The organism is Burkholderia sp. E168m23 (assembly GCF_016586125.1).
Lineage (GTDB): Bacteria > Pseudomonadota > Gammaproteobacteria > Burkholderiales > Burkholderiaceae > Burkholderia > Burkholderia orbicola.
In genome coordinates, this window is record NZ_BCPP01000884.1 from 1 (window position 1) to 3,005 (window position 3,005).

Below are 3,005 nucleotides of genomic sequence, written 5' to 3' on the forward strand. Positions count from 1 at the left end.
TCGCGCACAATGCAGGTCGTGTGTGGCCGCGCAACTCGTTCACGAAATTCCCGGGCGTCGTCACGGTGTCGATCGGCAAGCCGATCGCGAGCGAAGGGCTGACGCCCGACGCATTGAACTCGCAGGTCGAAGCGTGGATCGAAGCGGAAATGCGCCGCATCGATCCCGAGGCGTATCGTCAGGCGGGCAACGCCGGCACCCGCGATGCCGCGCGCGCCTGACGCCCCGGATTGCAGCCGTTGCGTACGACAAAAAGAAGCGAACTGATGAAACAGCGTCCGCGGCCACGGCCTGCCGTCGTGGCCCTCGATCATCGCCAGATGGATCTGCCACTCTTCGACGGGCCGGCCGCTGCGCCGTCGGCGCCTGCCGCCCCGCCGGCACCGCCCGAAGCCGCCCCCGCCGCGCCGCTCGATCCGGGCCGGGCGCCCGATCGCTCGCGCGTGCGCACGTTCGCGCTCGACAGTCGCGTGCTCGAATACCGGCTGAGGCGCTCCGCGCGCCGCACGATCGGCTTCACGATCGACGGCAGCGGGTTGTCGATCACCGCGCCGCGCTGGGTCACGCTCGCCGATATCGAAGCGGCGATCGCCGAGAAACAACGCTGGATCTTCGCGAAGCTCGCGGAGTGGAAGACGCGCACCGAGCAGCGCGCGCTGCCGCAAATCGACTGGCGCGACGGCGCGCAGCTGCCGTATCTCGGCAAGACGGTGACGATCGCGCTCGGCGCGGGCGCCGTCGCGTTCGACGCCGATGCGCTGCGGCTGTCGCTGCCGCTGCCCGTGCAGGCCGACATGCAGCAGATCAAGGATCGCGTGCAAGGCTGGCTGCAGGGCGAAGCGAAACGCATCTTCGGCGAACGCCTCGTGGTCTACGCGGAAAAGCTCGGCGTCACGTATTCGATGTATGCGCTGTCGTCGGCCGCGACGCGCTGGGGCAGTTGCTCGAGCGACGGCAAGATCCGCCTGAACTGGCGGCTGATTCATTTCCCGATGTCGATCATCGACTACGTCGTCGCGCACGAGCTGTCGCACCTGCGCGAGATGAACCACAGCCCGGCCTTCTGGCAGACCGTCGAATCGATCTTCCCCGAGTTCCGCGAAGCACGGCACACGCTCAAGCATCACCCGCCCGAGCTGCTGCCGTCGCTTTGACGCGCACGGCTTCGGCGCCAACGAAAAGGGCGATGCGGATTATCCCGCATCGCCCTTTTTCGCTGCCGCGGCGCATGCCGCGGCCCGGTTCGTCCGGCGCTTACTTCTTCTGGATGAACTCGATCTTGTAGCCGTCCGGATCCTCGACGAACGCGATCACGGTCGTGCCGTGCTTCATCGGGCCCGCCTCGCGCGTGACCTTGCCGCCTTGCGCCTTGATCTTCTCGCAGGCCGCGTACGCATCGTCGACCGCCACCGCCAGATGGCCGAAACCGTTGCCGAGATCGTAGGACGGCGTCTCCCAGTTGTGGGTCAGCTCGATCACGGTGCCCGTGCTCTCGTCTTCGTAGCCGACGAACGCGAGCGTGAACTTGCCTTCCGGATAATCCTCGCGACGCAGCAGCTTCATGCCGAGCAATTCGGTGTAGAACTTGATCGAGCGGTCGAGATCGCCGACTCGCAGCATCGTATGCAGCAAACGCATGTGTTGTACTCCTGTGGGGACTTTCCAGAACCGGAAATTCTACCGGAGTCGGGTGAATCTCGCCGGGGGCGCCTAGCCCGGGGGCGCAGCCGATGCAGCGTGTCGGCTGCACCGGCGCGAGCAAGAGTGCAGCGGCGGAAACGGCACGATCCAGCTCGCCCGGTCACCGCGCCGATCGGGTAACATCCTTCCACTTCGCACCAAAAGCGGGCATGCGAGCCGCCGCCCGACCGCGACCACCCTCTTTCGTTGCCGCCACACTGCCGTGCGAAACCGCCGATTCGAGCGCGCCGGACGCGCCGCCCGCCTAACCTCGTTGCCGCCATGCCCGCCCCACGAGGCGCGCCGATGACCGCGCTTGCCGCCGCCCCCGTGCGCCGCACCCTCGATACACGTGCCGTCGGCCTGATGTTGCTGCTGTGCGCGATCTGGGGCTTCCAGCAGGTCGCGATCAAAAGCACGAACGCCGCGATCGCGCCGATGTTCCAGGCCGGGCTGCGCTCGGCGATCGCCGCGCTGCTGCTATGGGGCTGGGCGCGCTCGCGCGGCACGCCGCTGTTTCAGGCGGACGGCACGTTCGGTGCGGGGCTCGCGGCCGGTGCGCTGTTCGCCGGCGAATTCATCTGCGTGTTCTTCGGGCTGACGCTGACGAGCGCGTCGCACATGGCGATCTTCCTGTACACGGCGCCGTGCTTCACCGCGCTCGGCCTGCACCTGTTCGCACCGGGCGAGCGGCTGCAGCGCGCGCAATGGGCCGGCGTCGGCCTTGCATTCGCCGGCATCGCGCTCGCGTTCGCGGACGGCTTCCTGAAGCCGCGCATGCCCGGCGCGTCCGTGCTGGCCGGGCTCGCCGGCGACGCGCTCGGCATCCTCGGCGGCGCGATGTGGGCCGCGACGACGGTCGTCGTGCGCTCGACGGCGCTCGCGCGGGCCAGCGCGAGCAAGACGCTGTTCTACCAGCTCGCGGTATCGGCGCTCGTTCTGGTCGCGCTCGCCGCGCTGTGCGGCCAGATGTCGTTCGCGCAGGTCACGCCGGTCGCGCTCGCGAGCCTCGCGTACCAGTCGGTGATCGTCGCGTTCGTCAGCTACCTGTCGTGGTTCTGGCTGCTGACGCGCTACAGCGCGTCCCGGCTGTCCGTCTTCACGTTCCTGTCGCCGCTGTTCGGCGTCGCGTTCGGCGTGCTGCTGCTCGGCGAATCGGTCGGCTGGCGCTTCATGTCGGCGGCCGCGCTCGTGCTGACCGGCATCGCGCTCGTCAACGCGCCGCCGCGCCGGCGGGCGTGACGGCCGGCGCAACACGCGCGGGCAATAAAAAAGGCTGCCGGTCGGGCAGCCCTCTTCGATACGGCCGGGGGTGGGCTCGCGCC

Annotated in this window: 3 protein-coding genes and 1 pseudogene; 3 read left to right on the forward strand and 1 reads right to left on the reverse strand. The window is 68.7% G+C overall.

Translation table 11 applies throughout. The features are described from left to right. Positions 1 to 221, forward strand: a pseudogene (locus tag JMF90_RS31330) (1-acyl-sn-glycerol-3-phosphate acyltransferase); the annotation flags it as partial. 45 nt (positions 222 to 266) lie between these two features. Next, positions 267 to 1,154 (forward strand): M48 family metallopeptidase, encoded by an 888-nt coding sequence (locus JMF90_RS31335; RefSeq protein ID WP_011546168.1) that lies wholly within the window; start codon positions 267 to 269, stop codon positions 1,152 to 1,154. A 100-nt stretch (positions 1,155 to 1,254) separates the two neighbouring features. Here JMF90_RS31335 and gloA read toward each other — a convergent pair whose 3' ends face one another. Then, positions 1,255 to 1,638 carry a lactoylglutathione lyase gene (gene gloA, locus JMF90_RS31340; RefSeq protein WP_006477863.1) on the reverse strand — a complete coding sequence of 128 codons (384 nt, stop codon included), beginning with the start codon at positions 1,636 to 1,638 and terminating at the stop codon, positions 1,255 to 1,257. A gap of 348 nt (positions 1,639 to 1,986) precedes the next feature. Here gloA and JMF90_RS31345 point away from each other — a divergent pair, with 348 nt between their 5' ends. Beyond that, positions 1,987 to 2,922, forward strand: a complete 936-nt coding sequence (locus JMF90_RS31345) for a DMT family transporter (RefSeq protein ID WP_011546169.1) — start codon at positions 1,987 to 1,989, stop codon at positions 2,920 to 2,922. Positions 2,923 to 3,005 lie beyond the last annotated feature (83 nt).

Coding starts and splice junctions, on each gene's coding strand:
- JMF90_RS31335 (WP_011546168.1), top strand. CDS start 267: ATGAAACAGCGTCCGCGGCCACGGCCTGCCGTCGTGGCCCTCGATCAT.
- gloA (WP_006477863.1), bottom strand. CDS start 1,638: ATGCGTTTGCTGCATACGATGCTGCGAGTCGGCGATCTCGACCGCTCG.
- JMF90_RS31345 (WP_011546169.1), top strand. CDS start 1,987: ATGACCGCGCTTGCCGCCGCCCCCGTGCGCCGCACCCTCGATACACGT.